General features: G+C 66.4%; 20 protein-coding genes. 12 read left to right on the top strand and 8 right to left on the bottom strand.

Annotated elements, in window-relative coordinates:
• Nucleotides 1-6: 6 nt before the first annotated feature.
• Nucleotides 7-663, bottom strand: coding sequence for an energy transducer TonB (locus IE113_RS00955; protein WP_189538553.1), 657 nt, complete (start codon nucleotides 661-663; stop codon nucleotides 7-9).
• A 375-nt stretch (nucleotides 664-1038) separates the two neighbouring features.
• Here IE113_RS00955 and IE113_RS00950 point away from each other — a divergent pair, with 375 nt between their 5' ends.
• Complete coding sequence (locus IE113_RS00950) at nucleotides 1039-1851, top strand: hypothetical protein (protein ID WP_189538552.1); 813 nt, start codon at nucleotides 1039-1041, stop codon at nucleotides 1849-1851.
• A 102-nt stretch (nucleotides 1852-1953) separates the two neighbouring features.
• Nucleotides 1954-3261 carry a homoserine dehydrogenase gene (locus IE113_RS00945; RefSeq protein WP_189538551.1) on the top strand — a complete coding sequence of 436 codons (1308 nt, stop codon included), beginning with the start codon at nucleotides 1954-1956 and terminating at the stop codon, nucleotides 3259-3261.
• A 2-nt stretch (nucleotides 3262-3263) separates the two neighbouring features.
• Here IE113_RS00945 and IE113_RS00940 read toward each other — a convergent pair whose 3' ends face one another.
• Nucleotides 3264-3716, bottom strand: a complete 453-nt coding sequence (locus IE113_RS00940) for a hypothetical protein (RefSeq protein WP_189538550.1) — start codon at nucleotides 3714-3716, stop codon at nucleotides 3264-3266.
• A 153-nt stretch (nucleotides 3717-3869) separates the two neighbouring features.
• On the opposite strand from IE113_RS00940, the gene glpX reads away from it, so the two are divergent.
• The 3 genes from glpX (at nucleotide 3870) to IE113_RS00925 (ending at nucleotide 6692) form a co-directional block, all read left to right on the top strand.
• Nucleotides 3870-4859 carry a class II fructose-bisphosphatase gene (glpX, locus tag IE113_RS00935; protein ID WP_189538549.1) on the top strand — a complete coding sequence of 330 codons (990 nt, stop codon included), beginning with the start codon at nucleotides 3870-3872 and terminating at the stop codon, nucleotides 4857-4859.
• 115 nt (nucleotides 4860-4974) lie between these two features.
• Nucleotides 4975-5910, top strand: a complete 936-nt coding sequence (locus tag IE113_RS00930; protein ID WP_189538548.1) for a ribose-phosphate pyrophosphokinase — start codon at nucleotides 4975-4977, stop codon at nucleotides 5908-5910.
• Entirely contained in the window at nucleotides 5910-6692 is a 783-nt protein-coding gene (locus tag IE113_RS00925) for an inositol monophosphatase family protein (RefSeq protein ID WP_189538547.1), read from the top strand. Before IE113_RS00930 ends, IE113_RS00925 begins: the two co-directional genes overlap by 1 nt.
• A 49-nt stretch (nucleotides 6693-6741) precedes the next feature.
• On the opposite strand, the gene IE113_RS00920 is transcribed toward IE113_RS00925, so the two are convergent.
• The 4 genes from IE113_RS00920 to IE113_RS00905 form a co-directional block, all read right to left on the bottom strand.
• Nucleotides 6742-8319: a GMC family oxidoreductase gene (locus IE113_RS00920; RefSeq protein WP_189538546.1), complete on the bottom strand. Its 1578-nt coding sequence runs from the start codon at nucleotides 8317-8319 to the stop codon at nucleotides 6742-6744.
• Nucleotides 8320-8397: 78 nt separating this feature from the next.
• Entirely contained in the window at nucleotides 8398-9294 is an 897-nt protein-coding gene (locus tag IE113_RS00915; protein WP_189538545.1) for a sterol desaturase family protein, read from the bottom strand.
• A 2-nt stretch (nucleotides 9295-9296) separates the two neighbouring features.
• The gene (locus IE113_RS00910; RefSeq protein ID WP_189538544.1) at nucleotides 9297-9698 is read right to left on the bottom strand and encodes a hypothetical protein; all 402 of its coding nucleotides are present in this window, start codon (nucleotides 9696-9698) and stop codon (nucleotides 9297-9299) included.
• Between the two features lie 7 nt (nucleotides 9699-9705).
• Nucleotides 9706-10137, bottom strand: a complete 432-nt coding sequence (locus tag IE113_RS00905) for a protein tyrosine phosphatase family protein (protein ID WP_189538543.1) — start codon at nucleotides 10135-10137, stop codon at nucleotides 9706-9708.
• 325 nt (nucleotides 10138-10462) lie between these two features.
• Here IE113_RS00905 and IE113_RS16375 point away from each other — a divergent pair, with 325 nt between their 5' ends.
• The 7 genes from IE113_RS16375 to IE113_RS00870 all read left to right on the top strand — a co-directional run bounded on the left by IE113_RS16375 (nucleotide 10463) and on the right by IE113_RS00870 (nucleotide 17319).
• Nucleotides 10463-11215 carry a cold-shock protein gene (locus tag IE113_RS16375; RefSeq protein ID WP_189538542.1) on the top strand — a complete coding sequence of 251 codons (753 nt, stop codon included), beginning with the start codon at nucleotides 10463-10465 and terminating at the stop codon, nucleotides 11213-11215.
• A 187-nt stretch (nucleotides 11216-11402) separates the two neighbouring features.
• Nucleotides 11403-12593 (top strand): aspartate aminotransferase family protein, encoded by a 1191-nt coding sequence (locus IE113_RS00895; RefSeq protein ID WP_189538541.1) that lies wholly within the window; start codon nucleotides 11403-11405, stop codon nucleotides 12591-12593.
• Nucleotides 12593-13519, top strand: a complete 927-nt coding sequence (gene argF / locus IE113_RS00890) for an ornithine carbamoyltransferase (protein ID WP_189538540.1) — start codon at nucleotides 12593-12595, stop codon at nucleotides 13517-13519. Before IE113_RS00895 ends, argF begins: the two co-directional genes overlap by 1 nt.
• On the top strand, nucleotides 13516-14424 hold the full coding sequence (gene hslO / locus IE113_RS00885) for an Hsp33 family molecular chaperone HslO (RefSeq protein ID WP_189538539.1): 909 nt from the start codon (nucleotides 13516-13518) through the stop codon (nucleotides 14422-14424). Before argF ends, hslO begins: the two co-directional genes overlap by 4 nt.
• Nucleotides 14425-14539: 115 nt before the next feature.
• The gene (locus IE113_RS00880) at nucleotides 14540-14953 is read left to right on the top strand and encodes a DUF3617 domain-containing protein (RefSeq protein WP_189538538.1); all 414 of its coding nucleotides are present in this window, start codon (nucleotides 14540-14542) and stop codon (nucleotides 14951-14953) included.
• A 41-nt stretch (nucleotides 14954-14994) separates the two neighbouring features.
• Nucleotides 14995-15711 carry a 7-cyano-7-deazaguanine synthase QueC gene (gene queC, locus IE113_RS00875; RefSeq protein ID WP_189538537.1) on the top strand — a complete coding sequence of 239 codons (717 nt, stop codon included), beginning with the start codon at nucleotides 14995-14997 and terminating at the stop codon, nucleotides 15709-15711.
• Nucleotides 15712-15738: 27 nt separating this feature from the next.
• The gene (locus IE113_RS00870) at nucleotides 15739-17319 is read left to right on the top strand and encodes a spinster family MFS transporter (RefSeq protein WP_189538536.1); all 1581 of its coding nucleotides are present in this window, start codon (nucleotides 15739-15741) and stop codon (nucleotides 17317-17319) included.
• Between the two features lie 10 nt (nucleotides 17320-17329).
• On the opposite strand, the gene IE113_RS00865 is transcribed toward IE113_RS00870, so the two are convergent.
• Nucleotides 17330-17857 (bottom strand): superoxide dismutase family protein, encoded by a 528-nt coding sequence (locus IE113_RS00865; RefSeq protein ID WP_189538535.1) that lies wholly within the window; start codon nucleotides 17855-17857, stop codon nucleotides 17330-17332.
• A gap of 80 nt (nucleotides 17858-17937) precedes the next feature.
• On the bottom strand, nucleotides 17938-19023 hold the full coding sequence (locus tag IE113_RS00860; RefSeq protein WP_189538534.1) for an OmpA family protein: 1086 nt from the start codon (nucleotides 19021-19023) through the stop codon (nucleotides 17938-17940).
• Nucleotides 19024-19138: the final 115 nt, after the last annotated feature.

The following is a 19138-nucleotide window of genomic DNA, read 5'->3' as shown; positions in this document are numbered from 1 at the left end:
GTGAAATCAATCCTTCGGAATCACCCAGCGGACGCGGTTCGAGTAGCTACCCGTGGTCGGGTTGCCATCGCCATCGGTTGCGGGGTTGAACCGCGCGCGACGCGTCACGTTCGAGCAGGTGGCGGCGTCGAGATCGTCGCTCCCGCTGGAACCGGTGATTTCGCAGCTGGTGACACGGCCATCCGGGCCCACCGTCACGCGGAAGCTGGTAGTGCCTTCGCGTTCCTCGCGCAGCGCGCGGGTCGGGTAGTCGTTGGTCGTCGCCCAGTTACCGGGGTTGCCCTTCGGCGTAGCCTGCTTCGGCTGGACCCGCGGCGGCGGCGGCGCAACCGGAGCGGGCGGGGCGAGCACCGGCACGACCGGGGCTACCGGCGGCGGAGTCACCACGGTCTGCACCGGGGGCGGAGCCACGCTCACATTGATCTTCGGCGGCGGAGCCACGATCGGGGGAGGCGCTGCCTGCTGCTTGGGCGGTGGCGGCGGCTCCTCCTTCTTCGGCTCTTCCTTCTTAATGTCGACGGTCGTCACCTTTTTCACCACCTGGCGCAGCCCTTCATAGGCAAGCCCCGTTACCAGCGCATAGCCGACAACGACGTGGATCAAGGCAACGATGACAAACGCGGTAACCTTGTTACCGCTCATCTCCTGGTCAGCGTAAGCCATTCAGACGGATCACTCCTAACAGTCCCCCCGGGCCGAAACCCGGACCTAACGCCCGGCCCCGCTGACGGAACCGACCGCTTAAAAACTTAACTTCCACCCTGCGGATCAATCCGGGAAACCGCGCCGGCGCCCGACGCCGACTTGGCCAGATCGCGGGCATTTTTGTTTATAAGCCCGGTTTTCCGTGTGCTTTAACCGCGCTGCGGCAACCACGCAACGCTTTATCCATTAACGGTCGATTCAAGTGTGTTAATGTCTCATTCCATGCCAAGGCCTCGGGAAACCCGCGCTTCATGGCGTGCGAATCCCCCGTCGAAAAGTGGAAAATCACCCAAGATGCCCGCGCTGACCAGAACTTTTGCCCCGATTCTCACAATGGCAGCATCGCTGGCGGCAATCATGCCCGCACCGGCCGATTCGCAGCCCGTCGTCCCCGCCCGGCCAACCCACACATATGCCGACCTGGCCGATCTGGCGGATGGCGCGCCGCTGGTGATCCGGGTCCAGCCGCGCAAGCTGGTGCAGGTCGAGGCCGCGCGCGCGCCCGGGCTGGGGGCTGGCCGGGGCCGATTCTATATCGAGAGCCGGATCGAGGCGCTGGTCAGTGGCGGGGGCCTGATGGGCGATCAGGTCCGCTTTCTGGCCGACCTTCCGCTGGATGCGAAGGGCAAGCCGCCGGCAATCAAGAAGAAGAGCGTGGTGATCTTTGCGCGGCCCGTGGCCGGGCGGCCGGGCGAGCTGCAGCTCGTCGCGCCGGATGCCCTGCTGACGTGGGATACGGCGCTCGACGCCCGCCTGCGCGGAGTGCTGGGCGAATTGCTGACCCCCGGCGCGCCACAGCGGATCACCGGCGTGCGCGAGGCGATCCACGTGCCGGGTACCCTGGCAGGCGAAGGGGAAACGCAGCTGTTCCTGTCGACCGCCAGCGGCGACCCGGCGGCCGTGACGGTTGTCCGTACTGCGGGCCAGTTGCCGAAAATCAGCGTCTCGTTCTCCGAACTCGTCGGATCAAGCCACGGCGTCCCGCCAACCGATTCGCTCGCCTGGTACCGGCTGGCCTGTTTCCTCCCGCCCGCGCTGCCCGCTGGCGCCAACATTTCCGGCACGGCGGGTGATCGCGCCACCGCCGCGGCAGACTACCGCGCATTGCTGGCCCGGCTGGGGCCATGCCCGCGCACCCGCGGCTGACCGGCAGCGACCAACAACCGGAAATAGCAGCCGCCCAAGCACAACTGGCTTTCCAAGCGGGCCGGGGATTGGCATGGGCGCGCCAGCATCAGGAGGGGCACCATGGCCGAACCGCTACGTATCGCACTTGCAGGACTGGGAACCGTCGGGGCCGGCGTGATCCGCCTGGTCGAAGCCAACGCCGCGCTGATCGCGCGCCGCGCGGGCCGTCCGCTCCAGATTACCGCCGTCAGTGCGCGCGACCGCAACAAGGACCGGGGCGTGGACCTGTCCCGCTATGCCTGGGTCGATGACATGGTCATCCTGGGCGAGCGCGATGACGTGGACGTAGTGGTCGAACTGGTCGGCGGCTCGGACGGCCCGGCGCTGGCGCTGGCGCGCACCACGTTCGAAGCAGGCAAGTCGCTGGTCACCGCCAACAAGGCGATGATCGCGCATCACGGCCTGGAACTGGCCGCGAAAGCCGAGGCGGCGAAAGTCGGCCTGAAGTTCGAAGCGGCCGTGGCGGGCGGGATTCCGGTGATCAAGGGCCTGCGCGAAGGCGCCGCGGCGAACGAGATCGAGCGGGTCTATGGCATCCTCAACGGGACCTGCAATTTCATCCTCTCCACGATGGAGGACACCGGTCGCGATTTCGGCGACGTCCTGGCCGAAGCACAGGCCAAGGGCTATGCCGAGGCCGATCCCGCCTTTGACATCGAAGGGACGGACGCCGCGCACAAGCTGTCGATCCTGGCCGCGATCTCGTTTGGCTCGCAGGTCGATTTCGGTTCCGTCGATACCGCCGGGATCACCCGCCTGCGCGCTGCCGACATCGCCCAGGCCGACGCACTGGGCTATGTCATCCGCCTGATTGGCATGGCCGATACCGAAACGGTCGATGGTACCAACCGCCTGTTCCAGCGCGTCCAGCCGCATCTGGTGCCGTTCGATCATCCGCTGGCGCACGTCGATGGCGCGACCAATGCCGTGGTGGCCGAGGGCAATTTCTCTGGCCGACTGCTGTTCCAGGGCGCGGGTGCGGGCGACGGCCCCACCGCCAGCGCCGTCGTGGCCGACCTGATCGATCTGGCCCGGGGTGAGATCGGCGCGCCGTTCTCGGTCCCGGTGGCGGAACTGGAAGCCATGCCGCGCGCCGAAACCGGGCACCGGCTGGGCCGTTCCTACATCCGCTTCATGGTCGCCGACCGGCCGGGCGTACTGGCCGAAATCACCGCGGCGCTGCGCGATGCGGGCGTTTCGATCGAAAGCCTGATCCAGAAGGGCCGCGCGGGCGATGCCGGGGCCGTGATGGTTTCGATGGTCACCCACGAAGGCCCGGAAAGCGCCGTGACCGAGGCGATTCGCCTGCTTGACGGGTCCGACAGCCTGACCGAGCCGCCGCTTGTGATGCACCTGCTGGGCAACTGAACCTACGGCGCGGGCAGTTCGCCCCTGGCGATCCGGTCCGCATCGGAGCCTTCGGGCGCCTGCGGCAACTGGCTGACGTCCACTTCATAGATCGGCGGCGGCGCCCAGCCACCGGTGACGCAACCGGGCTGGCCCTTGCACGAGCCGCGATCGAGCTGCGGCGCGCGCATCACGTCGGCGTCACGGGCGTGCCGTGCCTCACGCGAATCAGGATCGGATTCCGCCGTGGAGGGAACGCGCAGGTCCTCCCCCCGGTCGATGCAGACCACGATCTCGCCCTCGGCCGAACGTCGGCAGCGGTCGCGCGGATCGCGCACCCCATAAGCGGCGCGGGCGGTTTCCAGAAGTTCGGCCACCCGCTGGTCCACGGGATCGGGTGCGGCGGCCTGCGCCCCGGCGGCTGCCGGAACCATCAGGGCCAGCGCGGCGATCATGATCAGACCCTGATAGCGCACTGCCCACCCCGCCCTCGAAACAACCGCCACAAGCCCGCAGCGCCGTTAATCGCCGCTGAACCACTGCCTGTATCGGGACCGCACTCGACATTCCGGCCGCCGCTGTCTAAGCGCTGCCGAACATACGTATTCAAAGGAAAGAGCCGCATCATCATGAGCAAGACCTCTGCCACGCCGCCCAGCAATGTCCTCGACCGCGTCCTGGTGATGGAAATGGTCCGCGTGACAGAAGCGGCCGCGGTCGCCGCTTCGGCCCTGATCGGTCGTGGCGACGAGAAGGCGGCAGACGCCGCCGCGGTCGAGGCGATGCGCAAGGCGTTCGACGAGCTGCCGATCGACGGCACCGTGGTGATCGGCGAAGGCGAGCGCGACGAGGCGCCGATGCTCTATATCGGGGAAAAGGTCGGCGGCGCGCAGGGCACCGGACCGAAGATCGATATCGCGCTGGACCCGCTGGAAGGCACGACCATCACCGCCAAGGCCGGCCCGAACGCGCTGGCCGTGCTGGCCTGCGCCGAAGAAGGCAACCTGCTCAACGCGCCCGACGTCTACATGGACAAGCTGGCCGTCGGCCCCGGCTATCCCGACGGGATCATCAGCCTGGCCAAGACGCCGACCGAAAACGTCCAGGCCGTGGCCGCTGCCAAGGGCGTCCAGCCGAACGAAATCATCGTCTGCGTGCTCGATCGCCCGCGCCATGCCGACCTGATCGCGGAACTGCGCAGCATCGGCTGCGGCATCCAGCTGATCCCGGACGGCGACGTGGCGGGCGTGATCGCGGTGACAAACCCGGACACGACGATCGACCTCTACATGGGCCAGGGTGGCGCGCCGGAAGGCGTGCTGGCCGCAGCCGCGCTGCGCTGCGTCGGCGGGCAGTTCAACGGCCGCCTGGTGTTCCGCAACGAGGACGAGCGCCAGCGCGCCTACAAGTGGGGGATCGAGGATCTGAACAAGATCTACACCCGCGACGAACTGGCCAAGGGCGACTGCATCTTTGCCGCCACCGGCGTGACCGACGGGTCGATGCTGGACGGGGTGAAGCGGCGTCGCGGCGGCGTGATGACCACCGAAAGCGTGGTGATGCGCGCCAGCTCCGGCACGGTCCGCTGGGTCAAGGGCGAGCACCGCAAACCGCGCTGAGCCCGCTGCGCCGGCCCGGCCGGCGGGGTAAAAAGTCTGTCCCGCGATATTGCATTCGCGCCCTGCTTGATTAGAGCCGGGCGCGGGTAGCAGTGGCGTAAAAAGGGACAGCGCAATGAAGATCATGGCCGGCAACAGCAATCTGCCTCTGGCACGGGCCATCGCCGCCTATCTCGAACTGCCGCTGACCGACGCCAGCGTGCGCCGCTTCGCGGACGACGAGGTCTTTGTCGAGATCCACGAGAACGTGCGCGGCGAGGACGTATTCGTCGTCCAGTCGACCAGCCATCCCACCAACGACAACCTGATGGAGCTGCTGATTTGCATCGACGCGCTGCGCCGCGCGTCGGCCAAGCGGATCACGGCGGTCATCCCCTATTTCGGCTATGCCCGGCAGGACCGCAAGCCGGGCCCGCGCACGCCGATTTCGGCCAAGCTGGTCGCCAACCTGATCACCACTGCCGGGGCCGACCGCGTGCTGGCGGTGGATCTGCACGCCGGGCAGATCCAGGGCTTCTTCGATATCCCGACTGACAACCTGTTCGCTGCGCCGGTAATGGCTGCGGACGTGCAGGCCCGGTATGGCGCGCAGCCGCTGATGGTGGTTTCGCCCGACGTCGGCGGCGTGGTCCGCGCCCGCGCGCTGGCCAAGCGGCTCGACAACGCGCCGCTGTCGATCGTCGACAAGCGCCGCGACAAGCCGGGTCAGTCCGAAGTGATGAACATCATCGGCGACGTCGAAGGGCGCGCCTGCATCCTGATCGACGACATCATCGATTCGGGCGGCACGCTGTGCAACGCGGCCCAGGCGCTGATGGATGCCGGCGCGGCCAGTGTCACCGCCTATCTCAGCCACGGGGTCCTGTCGGGCAGCGCGGTGGAGCGCGTGAACAAGTCCGCGCTGAAGGAACTGGTGATCACCGACACCATCCAGCCGACCGAGGCCACCCAGCAATCCGACCGCATCCGGGTGCTGTCGATCGCCCCGCTGATCGGTGAAGCCATCCGCCGCATCGCCGATGAAAGCTCGGTGTCGAGCCTGTTCGACTGATGAACCTGACGGCCGACATCGCCCTTGCCCACCGCCTGGCCGATGCCGCGCGCGCGGCCATCCGGCCTCATTTCCGCAGCGGGCTGACGCCAGAGCGCAAGGGCGATGCCACGCCGGTCACGCTGGCCGACCAGGCCGCCGAGGAAGCGATGCGCGCGATCCTGGCGGCGGACGTGCCGGACGATGCGGTGCATGGCGAGGAATTCGGGGCGACCAATGGCAAGTCGGGACGGACCTGGGTGCTCGATCCGATTGATGGCACGGCCGGGTTCCTGGCCGGGCGGCCGCTGTTCGGCACGCTGATCGCGCTGGTCGTCGATGGCTGGCCGGTGCTGGGCGTGATCGATCAGGCGATTCTGGATGAACGCTGGGTCGGCGTGACTGGCAAGCCGACCACGCTGAACGGCAAGCCGGTGCGCACCCGCGCCTGTGCCGCGCTGGCCGACGCCACGCTGGCCACCACCGGCCCGCACTATTTCGACGATCATGACGGCGAACACTTCATGGGGCTGGCGGCGAAGACCGATCACAAGCGGATGGTGATGGGCGGCGACTGCTACAATTATGCCATGCTGGCATCCGGCCATCTCGACCTGGTGTGCGAGGCCAACCTGAAGCTGCACGACTATGCCGCGCTGATCCCCATCGTCGAAGGCGCGGGCGGGACGATGTGCGACTGGAACGGCGATCCGCTCCACGCCGCCAGCGATGGCCGCGTGCTGGCGCTGGGCGATCCGGCCCGGCTGGAGGACGTGATCGAGGCGCTGGCCTGCCAGCACTGAGCATGCGCCCGGCAGCGCGGATGCCGCGCCGCCGGAGGGGCCGAGAGGTCTAAGCCAGCGCCGCCTTGACGAAGTCGGCCGCGCGTTCACCGATCATGATCGACGGGGCATTCGTATTGCCCGACACCAGCCGCGGCATGATCGAGGCATCGGCGATCCACAGCCCGTCCACGCCCCGCGCCTTGAGCGTCGGGTCGACTACGCTGTCCTCGTCCCCGCCCATCCGGCAGGTGCCGACCGGGTGATAGACCGTGTCAGCGCGGCTGCGGATCAGATGATCCAGCGCAGCGTCGTCGTTCAGGTCGACGGGATAGCGGTCCCTTGGCCCATAGTTGCTGATCGGCGGCGCTTCGACGATGCGGTGCATCATCCGCACGCCCCGGCGCAGCGTGGCGATGTCGCGCGGATCGTCGAGGAAGTTCGGATCGATCGCCGGCGGCGCCGCCGGATCGCTGCTGGCCAGCCGCACGGTGCCCCGGCTTTCCGGGCGCAGGACGCAGGCATGGCAGGAAAAACCGTGCCCGTGCACCGAAGTGCGGCCATGATCTTCCAGCATCGCGGGCACGAAATGGAACTGGATGTCCGGCGCGGGCAGATCAGGGGCGGAGCGCCAGAAGCCGCCCGCTTCGGCAAACGGGGTCGTCATCATGCCGGTGCGGTCCATCCGGTGCTGGACGATGGCCTTCAGCATCTTCCAGGCACCTGCCAGGCTGTCGCCGATGAAATCCTTCGATTCCGTCTGCCAGCTCGACACGTAGTCGATGTGGTCCTGCAGGTCGGCGCCAACCGCTTCGCGGTGCGCCGCCACCGGAATGCCCAGCTCGGCCAGATGCCCGGCCGGGCCGATGCCGGAAAGCATCAGGATCTGCGGGCTGCCAAACGCCCCGGCGGAGAGAACCACCCCGCCGCGTGCGCGCAGCACTTCCGACCGTCCGCCAAACCGCGCCGCAACGCCCACGACCCGGCCCTGTTCGATCACCAGGCGCTCCACCAGCGCGCCGGTGCGGATCGCCAGGTTCGGGCGGGGGGTGAGGTAGGCGCGGGCCGCAGTCCAGCGTTCCCCGCCTTTCTGGGTGACCTGATAGACGCCGAAGCCGTCTTGCTGCGCGCCGTTGAAATCATCGTTGCGCGGCAATTGCAGCGCGCTGGCGCTGGCAACGAAGGCATTGCTGCCGGGGTTCGACCAGTGCTGGTCTGAAACCGACAGCGGGCCATCACCGCCGTGGTAGGCGTCCGCCCCGCGTTCGTTGCTTTCGGAGCGCTTGAAATAGGGCAGGACATCGGCATGGCTCCAGCCGGTGCAACCCAGCGCCGCCCATTGGTCGTAGTCGAACGCATTGCCGCGAACATAGAGCATCGCGTTGATCGCGCTGGAGCCGCCCAGCCCCTTGCCGCGTGGCTGATAACCGGGACGCCCGTTCAGCCCCTTTTGCGGGACGGTTTCGAACCGCCAGTTCGCGTTCTTGGGGATCCAGGGCATGAAGCCCGGCGTCTTGACCCGGATGTTGTCATTGTTGCCGCCCGCCTCAAGCAGACAGACCCGGCGACGGCCATCCTCGGCCAGCCGTCCGGCGACCGCGCTGCCCGCACTGCCACCGCCGATCACGATGACGTCGAATTCTTCCATGACCCACTCCGGAATTGTGTTTCCGGCAGGAGTTAATTGCTCGATTAAATTCGCGCAACGAGTTTCGCGCAGGCGCCGCTATTCCGCCGGGGCCAGCCCTTCACCCTTTTCCCAGCGGGCGCGGATCGTGTCGGACGTGTCGCGGCTGCCATCGTGGGTCCAGCCGGGTGCGCGGACCATGTAGGAGAGCTTGTGCCGCCAGGGTGCGCGCCAAACGTCCTTCGCAATCCCGATCCACTCGTGAAACACGGCCCACAGGACGTTGAAGCTGCCCAGTTGCCGGACGATGCCATACTGGATGCGCTGGTCGTCGCGTTCTGGCTGAAACGTGCGGAACAACCGGTCCCAGACGATGAACACGCCCGCATAGTTGCGGTCCAGGTATACCGGATTGATCGCGTGATGGACGCGGTGGTGGCTGGGCGTGTTCATCACCGCCTCGTACCAGCGCGGTAGCCGCCCCACCGCCTCGGTGTGGATCCAGAACTGATAGATCAGGTTCACCGCACCGCAGGTGGCGATCATCACCGGATCGAAACCGATGAACGCTGGCCAGATGCGGAACACGAACGACAGCGCGATGAACCCGGTCCAGGTCTGGCGCAGCGCGGTCGACAGGTTGTAGTGCTGGCTGGAATGGTGGTTCACGTGCGCCGCCCAGAACCAGCGGACGCGGTGTCCGGTGCGGTGCGCCCAGTAATAATTGAAATCGTCCAGCACGAAGCAGGCGATCCATGCCCACCACGCCCAGCCGATCGTCGCCACCCGATGCTGGAACAGCCAGACCGCGGCAGCCGCCACGATGCCGGCGGTCAGCGCCCCGGCTGCGGTGCTGCCCACCCCCAGCGCCAGCGACGTCAGTGTATCGCGCGGCTCGTATTTTTGCGGAGCGTTACGGCGCGCCCAGATCATTTCCAGCACGATCAGCAGGATGAAGAAGGGAATCGCGTATTCCACCGGGCCCAGTTGCGGCATGGTCAGTTCCCCAGTCTGCGCAGGCTGGCCGCCCAGACCTGCGCCTTGTCGCCCAGGTCCAGCGTGATCTGGCCAAAGGTCTTTTCGCCAGTCCCCACGGTCAGGAAATTGCGGTCAAGCCGGGCAAAGGCGTGGCTGTCGAGAATGCGGGCAGCAAACTGCGCCCCGTGCCGGCGCAGCAGCATGACCCGCCCTTGCGAATCCCGCAGCAACGCGCCGATGCCCGCCCGGTCCAGCGCGAGATCGACCGGATCGAACCCGCAAACCGCGGTTTGCGCCAGCTCGCGCGCCTCGGCCTCACCCTTCAGCCGCACATCGTTGCCCAGTTTCAGGGCCAGCGCCAGCCAGCTGACCAGCAGGATCAGCACGATGGACGCCGCCAGCTGGATCGCGATGAAGGGCACGCCGGGGTCAGTCCTTACGGGTGGCGAGCATGTCCATCACCGCGCGGACCGGGCCGACATCGTATCCGGCGGCCGCTGCCGCGCTGGCCAGCGCATCGGGGCTTTCACCCCGGCTGGCTTCGGCCAGTGCCCACAACAGGGTCGAGCGGGTACCCGACCGGCAATAGGCCAGGACCGGCCCATCGGTGGAGGCCAGCGCAGCGGCCATGGCCGTCACCTGCGGCTGGGAAAAGCCCGCGTGGGTCACCGGGATCGCGACATAGGCAATGCCGGCCGCCCTGGCCGCGGCCTCAATCTCGGCGCCGCTGACCTGATCCTCGCTTTCGCCCTCGGGCCGGTTGTTGATGATCAGGCCGATGCCCTGGGCCTGGGCCTCTGCCACTTCGGCAAGGCCGATTTGCGGGCTGGCGAACACACGCGGCGAAAGCTGGCGAAACATGGCAAATGCATCCCTGGGATCGGCCGGAGCGCAAGGGCGCGCCCGGCCTGTCCGGTGCTCTCTGCCAAGCGCGGCCCCCGCTGACAAGCAGGCGGTTGGCCGGCGCGGGCATGGCCGGCGGTGCTGGCAGAAATGTCACACCTCTCCGTCCGAACCCGGTGGAATGGGCGATTTGGAGGAATCCATTCGCCATGTTGCAGATTATCGGATATTAGGCACGGTGCAGCGGAGAGGGCCTTGCGGTGTTTCGCCCTGTCGTCCGGCGCGAATCGTCCGCGCCGCCGGACTGTGCGAATTGCGGCGAAGCGAAGGTTTGTTCGGGTTTATGGGTTTTGATAGAGGGCGTCGTGGCCGGGGCCGCGACAAGCGGGACGGTTTCGGTGAGGATGGTTTCGATCCCTTCGCCGGTGGTGGTGATCGCTTTGGCGGTGGTGACCGGTTCGGCGGCGGCGATCGCTTTGGCGGCGGAGACCGGTTCGGCGGCGGTCCGCGCGGCGGCTTCGGCGGTGGCGATCGTGGCGGCTTCGGCGGTGGCCCGCGTGGCGGCGGCGGTGGCGGCTTCGGCGGCCCGCGCGGCGGCGGCATGCCGGCCCAGGTCGTGGGCGAAGGCACCGGCACGGTAAAGTTCTTCAACGCAGCCAAGGGCTTCGGGTTCATCCAGAAGGATGGCGGCGGTGAGGACGTGTTCGTCCACATCAGCGCGGTCGAGCGCGCCGGGCTGGAAGGCCTGGCCGAAGGCCAGCAGCTGGAATTCACCCTGGTCGATCGCGGTGGCAAGGTTTCCGCCAGCGACCTGAAGGTCGTCGGCGAAGTGATCCCCGTGGCCAAGCGCGAAGCCCCGCCGCAGCGTGAGCTGACCGGCGAACGGTCGACCGGCACGGTCAAGTTCTTCAACGCGATGAAGGGCTTTGGCTTTATCACCCGCGACGATGGCCAAGCTGATGCCTTCGTGCACATCAGCGCGGTGGAGCGTTCGGGTCTGCAGGGCCTGAACGAAGGCGATCGCCTGGAATTCGACATCGAAGTCGATCGACGAGGCAAGTACTCGGCGGTCAACCTGGTGCCGCGTCAGGATTGACCAGCCGGCTTGGCTGCGGTCGGGTTTGACCGCGTCCTCGCGACAATTTAAAGAACACGGCAATGGCGGTCCCCTCCTTCATCGGCAGGGGGCCGCCATTTGTCGTTTGCGATTTTGTTTCCCGATTTCCCGGTGGTTTCCGTTTCCCGGCAACTGCCAATCATCGTAACCAAGAAGGATCCTTGCGATGTCGATTACCCCGCTGATGCCAGTCTATCCCCGCTGCGGCTTTCGCCCGGTGCGTGGTGAGCACTGCCACCTGATCGGGGAGGACGGCCGCCGATGCCTGGATTTTGCCAGCGGCATCGCCGTGAACCTGCTGGGCCATTCGCATGAAGGGCTGATCGGTGCGATCCAGCGCCAGGCGGCCACGCTGATGCACGTATCGAACCTGTATGGCAGTCCGCAGGGCGAACATCTCGCCCAGCGGCTGGTCGATCTGACCTTTGCCGACACGGTGTTCTTCACCAATTCGGGCGCGGAAGCGGTGGAATGTGCGATCAAGACGATCCGCGCCTATCACGCCCATGTCGGCAATGATCACAAGTTCGAGATCATCACTTTCAAGAACGCCTTCCACGGGCGGACGATGGCCACGATCAGCGCGTCCAACCAGGACAAGATGCACAAGGGCTTCCTGCCGCTGCTGGCGGGCTTCAAGTACGTCGAGTTCGACGATCTGGAAGGGGCGAAGGCGGCGATCGGCCCGAACACCGCCGGGTTCCTGGTCGAGCCCATCCAGGGCGAAGGCGGGATTCGTCCGGCCTCGGACGAATTCATGCTGGGCCTGCGCGCGCTGGCCGACGAGCATGACCTGCTGCTGGCGCTGGATGAGGTGCAGTGCGGCGTCGGCCGGGCGGGAACGCTCTATGCCTATGAGCAGTACGGCATCACCCCGGATGTCGTCGCCACGGCCAAGGGCATTGGCGGTGGCTTTCCGCTGGGCGCGTGCCTGGCCACGGAAAAGGCCGCGCGCGGGATGGTGATCGGCACCCACGGTTCGACCTATGGCGGCAACCCGCTGGCCATGGCCGCCGGCGAGGCCGTGCTGGACGCGGTCGCGAACGAGGCGTTCATGGCCGATGTCCGCGCCAAGGGCGAACGGCTGCGCAGCCGCCTCGAACAGTTCATCGGCAACTATCCCGATATGTTCGAACTGGTCCGCGGACGCGGGCTGATGATCGGCCTGAAGATGAAGTTCGAAACCCGCAGCTTCGTGGCGCACCTGCGCGACAACCACGATCTGCTGACCGTGGCGGCGGGCGACAACACCGTGCGGGTAATCCCGCCGCTGGTGATCGACGATTCGCATATCGATGAATTCATGGACAAACTGTCCGCCGGTGCGGCCAGCTTCCAGCCTCCGGAGAGCGCATGATGGTCCGGCATTTTCTTGAACTGACCGATGCCGGCGGCGATGCCGTGGCAGCGATGCTGAACGACGCACAGGCCCGCAAGACGGCCCGGGCCGCCTGGCCGAAGGGGCAGGTCGATGCCGATGCCCCGCTGGCGGGCCGCGTTCTGGCGATGATCTTCGAAAAGAACTCCACCCGCACGCGCGTGTCGTTCGACATGGCGATGCGCCAGCTGGGCGGCAGCGCGCTGATCCTGGAAGCCGGATCGACCCAGCTGGGGCGCGGCGAATCCATCGCCGATACCGCCCGCGTGCTCAGCCGGATGGTCGATGCGATCATGATCCGCACCGACGATCACGCCAAGATCGACGAGCTGGCGCACTATGCCACGGTCCCGGTGATCAACGGCCTGACCGATCGGTCGCACCCCTGCCAGATCATGGCCGACCTGCTGACCGTCATCGAGCACGGCAAGGCCCTGCCCGGGCTGGAAGTGGCTTGGCTGGGTGATGGCAACAACGTGCTCAACTCGATTGTCGAGGCGGCCGGCCTGATGCGCTTCAACGTGCGGATCGGGGTGCCGGAGGGGTATGATTCCGATCCGGCATACATCGCGGCGGCGCGCGCGCGGGGCGCGACCATCACCGTCACCCGCGACCCGCGCGAGGCAGTGGCCGGGGCGGACGTGGTCGTCACCGACACCTGGGTCTCGATGGGGCAGAGCGGCGCCGAAGCCCGCATCGCGGCCATGACACCCTATCAGGTCAACGAGGCACTAATGGCCGGTGCCAAGGCCGACGCCCTGTTCCTGCACTGCCTCCCCGCCCACCGGGGCGAGGAAGCGACCGATGGCGTGATCGACGGTCCACGTTCGGTGGTCTGGGATGAGGCCGAGAACCGCATCCACGCCCAGAAGAGCGTGCTGCGCTGGGCGTTCGGGCAACTGTGAGCGCGCCCGCACCCATCGCCGAGGGGCAGACCGGCTTTGACCGGGTGCTCAGCTTCACCATCCCGGAGCGCAACGCGCGCGGCCGGGTGGTGCGGCTGGGGCCGGTGCTGGAAACGATCCTGTCGGCGCACGACTATCCGCCGCCGATCAAGCATGTCCTGGCCGAGGCGCTGGTGCTCACCGCGTTGCTGGGCAGCCTGCTGAAGGACGAGGAAGGCCAGCTGACCATGCAGGCGCAGACCGAAAGCGGGATCGTCGATCTGCTGGTTTGCGATTATCGGGCCGGGGAAGTGCGCGGCTATGTTCGCCACGATGCAGAGCGGCTGGCGGCGCTGGGCGCCAACCCCTCGCTGACCGCCCTGTTTGGGCAGGGGTATCTGGCGATCACGTTTGACCTCGCCACCACCGATCAGCGCTATCAGGGGATTGTCCCGCTGGAAGGGGATTCGCTCTCGCAAGCGGTGGAGAGCTATTTCCTGCAGTCCGAACAGATCCCTACGCTGGCGCGCGTTGCGGTCCGTTCGGATGGGCAGGGCTGCGTCGGCGGCGGCCTGCTGGTCCAGCATCTGCCAGAGGGCGAGGAAGGGCGCGAACGGCTGCACGTCCAGCTGGACCACCCGGAATGGGAACATGTCGCCGCTCTGGCTGGCAGCATCCGCCATGACGAGCTGGTCGATCCGGACCTGTCACTGGAGATGCTGGCCTGGCGCCTGTTCCACGAAGAATCGGAAGTGCGCGTGCAGGCAGGCAAGGCGCTGTCGCGCGGGTGCCGATGCAGTGTCGCGCATTTCGCGGCGGTGCTGGGTCGATTCCCCGAATCCGAACGGGTCGAGATGCGCAACGAGGCTGGTGTGATCGTCGTCGATTGCGAATTCTGTTCGCGATTGTTCGAGATCACGGCTTGAAATTTCAATTCGCCTACAAAAATACACGTTTGGTCGTGCCGCGTCGGCATGATACAAGCGGCTGCAACGATATCCGGGTTTGTCGCGCCCAATTGGCTTGAGACCGAGGATGGACATGGTGGGGAAATACACTCTGCGCGTTGCAGCCGGGGCAATTGCCGCCCTGCTGGCCTTCTCCGCCCCGGCATCCGGGCAGCGGTCAAGCCTGACCATGCTGGACCAGCTCGATGCCGGTCGCTGGGAATTGCGCGTGCGCGATTCCGGCAATGCGGCGGAGCGGCTGTGCGTGAGCAACGGTCGGCGGTTCATCCAGTTGCGCCATCCCGAAGTCAGCTGCGACCGGCTGGTGGTGGAAGACGGACCGAGCGAGGTGACGGTGCAGTACACCTGCCGCGGGCAGGGATATGGCCGCACCAGCATCCGCCGCGAGACCAGCCGGCTGGTCCAGATCGAGAGCCAGGGCATCCGCAATGGCTTGCCCTTCGAATTCAGTGCGGAAGCGCGGCGAGTGGGTGACTGTTCGACCTGAGCGGTGTTGCCAGCCGCGCGGGCACAGGCTAGCCCGGTGCGATGCAATCCAATTCGGATGACCCCACCGTTTCAGCGCCCGGCACCGGGAGAAGTGCCGTCGTCCTGCTGTCCGGCGGGCTGGATTCCATGGTCACCGCCGGCCTTGCACGGGAACGCGGCTTTGCCATCAATGCCCTGACCATCGACTACAACCAGCGCCACCGCCGCGAGCTGGATGCCGCGCGCGAAATCGCCGCCGTACTGGAGGCCAGGCGCCATGTCGTGCTGCCGCTGGACTTGCGCCAGTTCGGGGGTTCCGCGCTGACCGACGATATCGCCGTGCCCAAGGATGGGGTCGGCGATGACATACCCGTCACTTACGTTCCCGCGCGCAATCTCGTCTTCCTGTCGCTGACCCTCGCCTGGGCCGAGGCGATCGGTGCGAGGGACATCTTCATCGGGGTCAATGCGCTCGATTATTCCGGCTACCCGGATTGTCGACCGGAATTCATCGAAGGATTTGCCCGGCTGGCAGAGCTGGCGACCAAGGCCGGCGCGGAAGGGGAAGGGTTCACCATCCACGCTCCGCTCCAGTATCTTGGCAAGGCCGAGATTGCCGCAGAAGCCTATCGGCTGGGCTTTGACCCGGCGATGAGCTGGTCCTGCTACGATCCCCAGCCGGATGGCGCGGCCTGCGGGCTGTGCGACAGTTGCCGCCTTCGCCGCGAGGGCTTTGCCAAGGCCGGGCTGGTCGATCCAACCCGCTATGCCGCCTGAAACCAGATCAACACCGGGAGAGACTGCGTGAACGAAGCACAGGATTCGAATAGCGCCCCGCGCGAGGCCAGTTCCTATAGCTGGTACGTGCTGAGCGTGCTGGTGGTGGTGTATATCCTGAACTTCATCGACCGGCAGATCATCTCGATCCTGGCGCTGGAGATCAAGCGCGACCTCGGACTGACCGATAGCGACATGGGCTTCCTGGGCGGCGCGGCGTTTGCCGTGTTCTACGCCTTGTTCGGCATCCCGCTTGGGCGGCTGGCTGACAACTGGAGCCGCGTGAAGCTGCTCAGCATCGGTCTTGCGCTATGGTCGACCATGACCGCGCTGTCGGGCTTTGCCCGAAGTCAGTTGACCCTGACACTGGCACGGATGGGCGTTGGCATCGGCGAAGCCACTGCCAGCCCGACCGCATACTCGTTGATTTCGGACTACTTCCCCAAGCGTCAGCGCGCGACCGCACTCGCGATCTACTCATCCGGCCTCTACCTGGGCGGCGGCGTCTCGCTGCTGATCGGGGCCAAGATCAGCCAGGTTTGGAATGCCACTTATCCGGGCGGCGGTCCGCTGGGGCTGGTGGGCTGGCATGCCGCGTTCCTGGCAGTCGGCATTCCCGGCTTGCTCGTGGCGCTGTGGGTGGCAACGCTGCGGGAACCGGTGCGCGGCGCGATGGACGGAACCCCCAGCCAGGGATCGGCGCGGCCATTTGCCGATTTCTTTGCCGATCTTTCAACCATTGTGCCCCCCTTCACACTGATCGGCGCGGCACGGCGCGGCGGTGCGGCGCTGGCGATCAACCTGCTGGTCGCGGTCGGACTGTGTGCGTTCGCGTGGGTCATGATCCAGTGGACTGGCAACCTGCCGCAATGGTCAGCGGTCGCGCTGGGCTATTACGCGGTGTTTTCGTGGGCCAGCGTGCTGCGCCAGAAAGACCCGGCGACCTTCCGCCTGATCTGGGGGACCCCGGCGTTCATCTGCACGACCCTGGGCTACAGCATGGTCTCGCTGGCAGCCTATGGCCTGTCGTTCTGGTCTGCCCCCTACGCGGAACAGGTGCTGGGCCTGCCCAAGCACGAGCTGGCCTTCTGGTTGGGTGCAAACGGCGCAATCAGCGGTTTCCTGGGCGTGATCATCGGCGGCCGGGTGGCCGACGCGCTGCGCGCCCGCAATCCCGCGGGCCGGATCCTGGTGATCCTGTTCGGGGTGGTCGCGCCTGTCGTGCCGATCTGGATCGGCTATACCACGCCCGATCCGGTGCTGTTCTATGCCATGAACTTCCTGGCCGGACTGTTCGGCGCGGCGGCGCTTGGCGCGGCGGCGGCCACGACCCAGGATCTGGTGCTGCCGCGCATGCGTGGCACGGCCACGGCGGCCTTCTTCCTGGGCACGACGCTGGTTGGCCTGTGCTTCGGCCCCTACATGGTCGGGCAGGTTTCGGATCTCACCGGCAGCATGGTCGATGGCAAGCTGGTTGGCGATCTGCGGACAGGCATTCTGTCGCTGATCGCCGTGGCGCCGCCGGCCGTTGTGCTCCTGATTTACGCCTACAAGGCTGTCCCGCGCGCCGAGGCCACGCTGGCCGAGCGCGCGGGCGAAACGGGCTGAGCCACGCGGCTCAGCCCCGTTTCAGGACGCCACAGACGATCCGTGCCCCGCTGTTGCCAGTGGGGTCGGTCTTGTAGTCGTCAGCGGCGGCGTGAATGATCACGGCCGTCCCATCGGCGTCGAACAGGGCGCTTTCAACCTCTGCCCGGGTTCCGCGCAAGGCCGCGCTGAGTGTGGCCACTCCACCTGCGTCGGCAACGATGTTGGGCAGATCGCCCAGATGCGATCCGGCCGGATTGTCGGTTCCATGTTGATGCCCGCCGGGATTGAGATGTCCGCCTGCGGTGGTGAAGGCGGGCGGGGTGCAATCGCCCACCATGTGCAGATGGATCCCGTGCGGGCCGGGTGAAATGCCGGTCGCGGCGACATTCAGCGTCAAGGTATCGCCAAGGCCGCCGACAAATGCCGTGCCCACCGGCAAGCCGTTGGCATTCTGCAAGGTCGCTGAAGCCAGCCGGACCGGTTTGGCGACATCATTCGTGGCGCAACCTGAAACGAGCACGGCGGCAAGGACAATGGCTGTGGTGGTGTGCTTCACGGTTCTCTCCCTTGATCAATCAAAAGAAAGGGGGACCGGATCGCTCCGGCCCCCCCAATCTTTCAGCGCCTTGCGGCTGCTTACATGCCCGAACCCGGACCGTAGGTGATTTCCACCCGGCGGTTCTGCAGTTCACGCACGCCGTCAGCAGTCGGAACGCGCGGGTTGTTTTCGCCAAAGCCCTGGCTCGAGATCGCACCGTCGGCGATCCCACGCGAGTTCAGGTACGCACGGACCGAGGCGTTACGACGCTCCGACAGGCCCTGGTTGTAGGCGGGCTTGCCCGAACGGTCAGCGTAACCGGCCAGCATGATCGGAACGTTGGCGCAGTTGGCATAAGCAGTGACGGCGCTGTCGAGGATCGAAGCGGCTTCCGGCGTGATGTCCGACTTATCCCAGTCGAAGAACACGATGTACGGACCCTTGTTGCAGACCACAGCCGGCGGCGGCGGCGGCGGCGGCGGCGGGGGCGGCGGGGGCGGCGGCGGGGGCGGCGGAGGCGGCGGAGCCACTTCTTCCGGAGCGCCACCGAAGTTGTAGCCCAGCGTCAGCAGCAGCGAGTGCGAACGGAAACCGACGCGCACGTTGCGGCCCGCAGCGCTCACCAGGTCGTTGCCGTACTGGTTGTAGAAGCGATACTTGAGACCGATGTCGACATTGTCGCTCAGCGGAGCGCGAACGCCCGCCAGACCCTGCCAGGCAAAGCCGGTGTCCGAATCGACGACGTTGAGGCCGGCATTCGGCGTGATCAGCGCGACCTTGGCGCGGCCAACGCCGACGCCACCACCAACGAAGCCCTGCAGACCATCGTCTTCACCGAAGTCGAGCAGGCCGTTCAGCATGAAGCTGAGAGCTTCGGCACCACCGCCGGTCTGAGCCTGGGTGTAGTTGAGGGTCGGGCTGCGATAGCCTTCTTCTTCAGCGCGACGATAGCTGGCTTCGGCTTCGAGGCGGAACGAACCGAAGTCATAACCGACGATGCCGCCGAAGTCATAACCGGGCTTCAGTTCCAGGGTGCCGACGTTGTTCTGGCCCGTCAGGTTCTGGATGTCCTGGACGATCGTGCCGCCAGCATCCATTTCGACGTACCACGAATCGTCACGAGCCAGGGCCGGCGTCGCGAGGGCCGAGGAGGCCAGCGCCATCCCAATGACCAGTTTCCGCATTATGATTTCCCCTTTGAAGTAGGATTGGAGCCACCGAGTTGGCGTTGTCTAACCCCTTAGAATTCCCCGCGCAAGCGCTCAAAGATCGTATCTGTTGCAATTATGCCGCAGTTAC

The sequence above is a fragment of the Novosphingobium arvoryzae genome (genome assembly GCF_014652615.1).
In the GTDB taxonomy this organism is placed as follows: domain Bacteria; phylum Pseudomonadota; class Alphaproteobacteria; order Sphingomonadales; family Sphingomonadaceae; genus Novosphingobium; species Novosphingobium arvoryzae.
Note: the sequence above shows the minus strand (reverse complement) of the source record. Positions and strands in the feature narration are given on the sequence as shown.

Coding starts and splice junctions, on each gene's coding strand:
- IE113_RS00915 (WP_189538545.1), bottom strand. CDS start 9,294: ATGCCGCAACTGGGCCCGGTGGAATACGCGATTCCCTTCTTCATCCTG.
- argF (WP_189538540.1), top strand. CDS start 12,593: ATGGTCCGGCATTTTCTTGAACTGACCGATGCCGGCGGCGATGCCGTG.
- glpX (WP_189538549.1), top strand. CDS start 3,870: ATGAGCAAGACCTCTGCCACGCCGCCCAGCAATGTCCTCGACCGCGTC.
- queC (WP_189538537.1), top strand. CDS start 14,995: ATGCAATCCAATTCGGATGACCCCACCGTTTCAGCGCCCGGCACCGGG.
- IE113_RS00880 (WP_189538538.1), top strand. CDS start 14,540: ATGGTGGGGAAATACACTCTGCGCGTTGCAGCCGGGGCAATTGCCGCC.
- IE113_RS00905 (WP_189538543.1), bottom strand. CDS start 10,137: ATGTTTCGCCAGCTTTCGCCGCGTGTGTTCGCCAGCCCGCAAATCGGC.
- IE113_RS00930 (WP_189538548.1), top strand. CDS start 4,975: ATGAAGATCATGGCCGGCAACAGCAATCTGCCTCTGGCACGGGCCATC.
- IE113_RS00860 (WP_189538534.1), bottom strand. CDS start 19,023: ATGCGGAAACTGGTCATTGGGATGGCGCTGGCCTCCTCGGCCCTCGCG.
- IE113_RS00945 (WP_189538551.1), top strand. CDS start 1,954: ATGGCCGAACCGCTACGTATCGCACTTGCAGGACTGGGAACCGTCGGG.
- IE113_RS00895 (WP_189538541.1), top strand. CDS start 11,403: ATGTCGATTACCCCGCTGATGCCAGTCTATCCCCGCTGCGGCTTTCGC.
- IE113_RS00955 (WP_189538553.1), bottom strand. CDS start 663: ATGGCTTACGCTGACCAGGAGATGAGCGGTAACAAGGTTACCGCGTTT.
- IE113_RS00950 (WP_189538552.1), top strand. CDS start 1,039: ATGGCAGCATCGCTGGCGGCAATCATGCCCGCACCGGCCGATTCGCAG.
- IE113_RS16375 (WP_189538542.1), top strand. CDS start 10,463: ATGGGTTTTGATAGAGGGCGTCGTGGCCGGGGCCGCGACAAGCGGGAC.
- IE113_RS00920 (WP_189538546.1), bottom strand. CDS start 8,319: ATGGAAGAATTCGACGTCATCGTGATCGGCGGTGGCAGTGCGGGCAGC.
- IE113_RS00925 (WP_189538547.1), top strand. CDS start 5,910: ATGAACCTGACGGCCGACATCGCCCTTGCCCACCGCCTGGCCGATGCC.